The sequence below is a fragment of the Nitrospirota bacterium genome, assembly GCA_040756155.1.
In the GTDB taxonomy this organism is placed as follows: Bacteria; Nitrospirota; Thermodesulfovibrionia; order JACRGW01; family JBFLZU01; genus JBFLZU01.
This window is the reverse complement of sequence record JBFLZU010000032.1, coordinates 8,972-14,857: the sequence shown is the minus strand read 5'-3', so window position 1 is coordinate 14,857 and position 5,886 is coordinate 8,972. Positions and strand designations below refer to the sequence as shown.

5 protein-coding genes are annotated in these 5,886 nt (G+C 36.7%); 4 read left to right on the top strand and 1 reads right to left on the bottom strand.

Going from position 1 to position 5,886, the window contains the following annotated elements; genetic code table 11:
- The coding region (locus AB1488_02905; protein ID MEW6409047.1) for a glycoside hydrolase family 3 N-terminal domain-containing protein at nucleotides 1-883 on the bottom strand (883 nt) is incomplete at its 3' end.
- Between the two features lie 258 nt (nucleotides 884-1,141).
- On the opposite strand from AB1488_02905, the gene AB1488_02900 reads away from it, so the two are divergent.
- The 4 genes from AB1488_02900 to AB1488_02885 all read left to right on the top strand — a co-directional run bounded on the left by AB1488_02900 (nucleotide 1,142) and on the right by AB1488_02885 (nucleotide 5,532).
- Complete coding sequence (locus tag AB1488_02900) at nucleotides 1,142-1,339, top strand: cold-shock protein (protein ID MEW6409046.1); 198 nt, start codon at nucleotides 1,142-1,144, stop codon at nucleotides 1,337-1,339.
- Nucleotides 1,340-1,629: 290 nt separating this feature from the next.
- Entirely contained in the window at nucleotides 1,630-2,925 is a 1,296-nt protein-coding gene (locus AB1488_02895; GenBank protein MEW6409045.1) for an ISNCY family transposase, read from the top strand.
- 260 nt (nucleotides 2,926-3,185) lie between these two features.
- Nucleotides 3,186-4,796 carry a site-specific DNA-methyltransferase gene (locus tag AB1488_02890; protein ID MEW6409044.1) on the top strand — a complete coding sequence of 537 codons (1,611 nt, stop codon included), beginning with the start codon at nucleotides 3,186-3,188 and terminating at the stop codon, nucleotides 4,794-4,796.
- On the top strand, nucleotides 4,786-5,532 hold the full coding sequence (locus AB1488_02885; protein MEW6409043.1) for a hypothetical protein: 747 nt from the start codon (nucleotides 4,786-4,788) through the stop codon (nucleotides 5,530-5,532). Before AB1488_02890 ends, AB1488_02885 begins: the two co-directional genes overlap by 11 nt.
- The last annotated feature ends 354 nt before the right edge of the window (nucleotides 5,533-5,886 follow it).

The following is a 5,886-nucleotide window of genomic DNA, read 5'->3' as shown; positions in this document are numbered from 1 at the left end:
AAACTGATTTTCTAACGGGGTCTATATCATCCCAGCCATAAATGGCGGGGCCTTCTAACGGGGTAAATCTCTTTGATACAGCATCCATTGTGAGTGCATCAGAGAGGATGAGTCCGTTAAAACAGAGCGTTTCTTTAAGCAGTTCTGTTACAACCTTTTTTGAAAGGCTTGCAGGGAGTAAATTATCTATTGCTGGTATGCTTAGATGTCCAACCATTATCATCTCTACTCCAGAGTCTATCGCCTCTTTGAATGGTATAAGCTCGCATCTCTCAAGTTTATTGATAGACTTTCTGATTACAGGAAGATCTTTATGGGAATCAATCCCTGTATCTCCATGTCCAGGGAAATGCTTTCCACAGGCAATAAGTCCTTTATTTTGAATACCCTTGATAACTTCCTTGCCAAACCATGAGACAACATAAGGGTCATCGCCAAATGACCTTGTGCAGATGATAGGGTTGTCGGGATTTATATTTATATCGAGGACAGGTATCAACAGGGTATTTATACCTGTATATACAGCTTCCGATGACATTGCATTGACAGCCTGCCGCAATATCTTTATGTCGTCTTTGTCATGTCTGTTAATCGCTGCTGAAAAAGCCATATGGCATGGAAAAAATGTTGTTCCTTCTACCTGCTGTCCGAGACCCCTTTCTGTGTCAGATGCGATAAGGAGTGGTATCTCTGCTATTTTTTGTAACATTTCGATGAAAAGTTTTACTTCTTTCAGTCTTCCACCAAAAAGGATGAACCCTCCGATGCCTTCTTTAACAAGTCTCATTATATCCTCGACATAGGATTTATCCATAATCTTTTCCCCATCGAGTCTCGGGACAATCATCTGGTATATCTTCTGTTTGATTGAGAGTGATTTCATCAGGCAATATATTACCAAATAAGAGGGCAGGTTGGCTATTTAGAAAAAACTGTTTTCAGAAAGTTGTTGACAATCACAGAGCAGTTATGGGATATTAATTATGAAGTTTTCGGAGTTTTTGTCGTATATTTGAGGGCCGCAAAGACTTTGACTTTGCGGCCTTTCATTTTAACATTAGAGATTCCGGCAACTTTGGCGGGTAGAATCCTGTCTAATCCCGGAATATTTTCCGGAGTTCAAGCAAAGGAGGTTCAAAAGATGAAGGGTACCGTAAAATGGTTCAATGAGTCTAAGGGCTACGGTTTCATCCAAAAGGAAGACGGCGAAGATGTATTCGTACATTACTCAGCTATCCAGGGCAATGGATTTAAAACCCTCAACGAAGGTGAAGATGTCGGTTTCGATGTGGTTTCAGGTCCTAAAGGTCCTCAGGCGACTAATGTCGTAAAGCTGTAAGGCTTAACAGAACCAGACAAAAACAAAAACCCTGGCGATTCTTATTGTCAGGGTTTTTTATTTTGTGCCTCAATCCCTTAATGCTACCCCTTTGTAAACCACAGAACATCTTCTTTCTGTCATTGCGAGGGACTCCGATCCGCCTGAGGCGGACGGGGGAGCGTGGCAATCTCGTCGTTAGGATTTGAGTAGAAAAAACTGTAACACCAACATGATAATGTCCTATTTAACCAATTTAGAAATGTCCGCTTTAAGGGATGCTATACTGCCCTTTTTAGAAGGAGGGCGATATGGCAGGAAGGGACATTATCATGTTAAGCAGGAAGGAATTAAAGCGATTACACATAGTTCACAAAGTATTTGATAAGGCGATAAAGCAAGTAGAGGCAGCAGAAATTCTCTCCCTCAGCACACGGCAGATTAGGAGGATAATAAAGAGGGTCAAGGGTGAAGGAGAAGCAGGGATAATACATAAATCCAGGGGTAGGACTTCAAACAGGAGATTGCCCGAAGAGGCAAAGGATAAGGCAATAAGGCTATACAGGGGGAGATATAAAGGTTTTGGACCAACCCTTGCATCTGAGAAGCTTTATGAAATAGATAGGATAAAGATAAACGATGAGACATTACGGAAGTGGCTTATAGAATCAGGGGATTGGAAGAAGAGTCGTAAGAGAAGAGTACATCGTCAGTGGCGAGAGCGGAAACACTATTTTGGTGAGATGATCCAGATGGATGGGAGTCATCACGACTGGTTTGAGGGCAGAGGACCGGAGTGTGTTTTTATGGGGTATATAGACGATGCTACAGGGGATACCTTTGGTAGGTTCTATAGCTACGAAGGTACCATACCGGCAATGGATAGTTTTAATCGCTATATCAAAAAGTATGGGATACCCATAAGCGTCTATCTGGACAAGCATACAACGTATAAATCAACAGCTAAACCTTCCATAGAAGATGAATTAAACAATACCAGGCCATTAAGCGAGTTTGAGAGGGCTCTGAAGGAGATTGGAGTAGATGTAATACACGCTAACTCTCCACAGGCTAAAGGGAGGATAGAGAGACATTTCAGGACACTACAAGACAGGCTTATCAAAGAGATGCGATTAAGAGGGGTTAGGACAATAGAAGAAGGCAATGAGTTTTTAGATTATTATCTTCCTCGATACAATAAAAAGTTTGCTGTAAAGCCAAAGGGGAAGGATGATCTTCACAGAGAAATACCTGGTGGATTAAACATGGATAAAATCCTCTGTATAAGGACACAGAGGGCATTAAGGAACGATTTTACAATAGCCCATAACAGGAAGCTTTATCAGATAATGGATAATGTAAGAACCAAGAAAGTAGTAGTAGAAGAAAGAATAGATGGTTCAATGGTAATAACACATAAAGATACTGATCTGAGATATAAAGAGATACCCACAAGGCCAGAGAAAGAACAAAAACAGCCATATATATTTATTCCGAGAAAGAGAGATATTTATACACCTCGAGCAGATCATCCCTGGCGGAAGTTTAAACTTAGTTTACACAGTAACAGATACAAACAAAAAGAACTAACAGGATCTCAAATATGAAAACAGGACATTTCTATTTTGGTAAACCCTGTTAGAAATCTCTGGGCAGGGCTTTCTTTCTAACAGGGTAAAAACAGGACATTTCTAAATTGGCTTGACAATTGAGTAGAAAAAACTTGACAAGTTAAAATTCCTATGATAAACTTCAACTGAATCAATTGAAATAAAATGACACCCATGTATAAATGCAAAAAGTATCCTTTGTTAAAGATGCAGTAAAAACTAAACCGCTGTGGTAAGATAATGCTATGCAAGTTCTTATGAAGAAAAAATATAAAAAAATTAAGGAAGATATTCGAACAATTCCAAGATCAAATGCGGTCAGAGAACAGTTAGCCCTTGAGGAAACTTATCTCCACAGAGATATTGAACAGCATTATGGGAACATCATTGTCTATATAGGAGATGTCAAGAAAGCCTTATTAATGTTACCTGAAAGAGCTATTGATTGTATAATAACTTCTCCCCCTTACTGGAAACAGAGAGACTATAAACACTCCCAACAAATTGGTCAAGAGAGTTCTTATAGTGAATACATAAAGCGACTTGTTGATGTTTTTAATGAGGCAAAAAGAGTGTTAAAACCAACAGGGACTTTCTTTTTAAATGTAGGATATAAATATCAAGACAAGGAATTATTGCTCATTCCTGAATTATTGGCAATTGAACTTCAAAAAGATGGTTGGACGCTTTTAAACAAAATTATATGGCATAAACCTAATGCAATGCCTTCTTCATTGGATAATAGATTTTCAAATGTTTATGAACCAGTATTCTTATTTGTTAAGAAAGAGAGTAAATACAAATACTATTTGTCGCTTGATGAATTGAGATTACCAGTCAGCAATTTTACAAACAATAAAAAACCAGAGGATATATTAGGTCTTGATGTAGAAAATTCTTTATTTAAGGGTGGGGATGTTAAAGGATTTATTAAAACGGTTTTTAGAAGTAATGGAGGAAATATCCTTGCTCAAGTTGATTGGAAAGATGGAAAGCAGACTATTGAATTTGTGAATGACTTTGACAAAAAATCGCAAATTGAAATTGATTTAGTATGTCAGGATTGTGGGAAAACTATTAAACACGAGATTGATATAGACAATCATAATCAGACCCTATTCTGTAATGGATTTCTAAAGCCAATGTTACCACCCCCACCAGATTTCAAAAATAGGGTAGAATTAAAAGCATCACTGCTCTTACCATTTATTACTTCGAAGCAATCCTATAATGGGAAATACAAAGTTAGTCCTGACAATAGAGGGGCTTCGCCAGGAGCAAGAAAATCACTTTTTGGAGAATATTTGGTCTTACAGAGAAGATATAGAATCTTTCAACCTGTAATTGCCGACTATCTCAGGTTTTGGAGGAGAAAAAGAAATATTACCACTAAAGAAATTGATAAGCTATTAGGATATAGAGATACGGCAGGGCATTGGTTTAGAAAAGATACAGGTAGTTGGGGAAGAGGAGGTTCTATTCCTTTGCCAGATGACTGGTTCAAGTTGAAAGACATTCTTAAGTTCAATGATATTTACGACAGATGGGTGACAGAAACTCACCTTGTCCTTCAAACGGTAAAAGCACATCCCAAGGGTAAAAATCCAGGGGATATATGGAGTATCAAAACACAGCCACTTCCCGAAGCTCACTTTGCTATCTTTCCTGAAGAACTTGTAAGGAGATGCATAGAATCAGGTTGTCCGCCGGATGGTGTAGTTTTAGATCCTTTCGCAGGATCAGGAACAACAGGTAAGGTTGCTCAGGAATTAGAGAGAAATGCAATATTAATAGAGCTTATTCCTGAGTATTTAAATATTATTAAGAAAAGATGCAAAGATATTAAGGAGATAATACATGTTAAATGATTTTGAGTTGGAGGAACTAGAAAAAAAGTATTTAGATTATATTGTTACTTCCTTACAACAAGATTTAAGAAAAGTTATGACAGGACTAAACTCGAGAATTAAAATATTAAACGATTGGAAAACTCAATTTTTAAATACTGCAAGAAAAAGTCATAAACAACCTTCAGACTTGGACACCGGCGCAGAAAGGGTTTTTCATAATCTTTTTGCCCCAATGTTTAGATTTCCTAATACCTGTCCTATAGGCTCTGATATGGTATATGAAATTGAGGGTCAAGCAATTATTCATATTGAGGTAAAAACAACCTTAATAACAAATCCAGACTTTAAGGGAAAAGTTCAATTAGGACGAAACCAAATTTCTTATCAAACCACAAAATTTAAACCCTCTATCCCCCCTATTTATAAATCGATTAGTGTGCCAGCATTGACCTATGTAATACAGATCGTCCACGAACATATGAAACCCAAGATAAATGCCTTAAATGTTATATGTATACCCAACGGTCAATTATCTAAATATTATGGTGAGATTATATTAAATGCTGGTAAGCGTGGATGGACTAAAGCCAATGATATTAGATATAGTTATGCTAAACAACCACTTTTCTTATTATTAACAGAAAGAGACAAAAGGGATATATTTAGAATAGAAATCCTACTCTTAGATAAGAATTTAACAATTAAAGATTTAACGGGTAAAGATTTATCATTAAAACCTTATAAAATAATTTAAATCTAATTTACGGATAGAGAGTTGAGTAATTGAATGAGTTGATATCGTTGTTAAAGATTTAAAGCAGAAGATATTGCTAATTCCCTAAGTCTTAGATATTATTGTTCATTTTTAATTTTGACCTTTAAGACTAAATTATGCGAGTAATTCGGCTTTATTAAATTTATGCAACAAAATACTGGATAGCTAAAATGGCTTCAATAAAACCCATAGATATTGAATGTCCTGATTGTGGTTCTCACGAATATCTTTCTTTTGAGGAAGATTATGACGATGAATGGATTACTTTACTATGCGATTGTCTGATATGCGAAACTAAATTTCAAATAAATTATAGAGCTGTAGGTATTGATA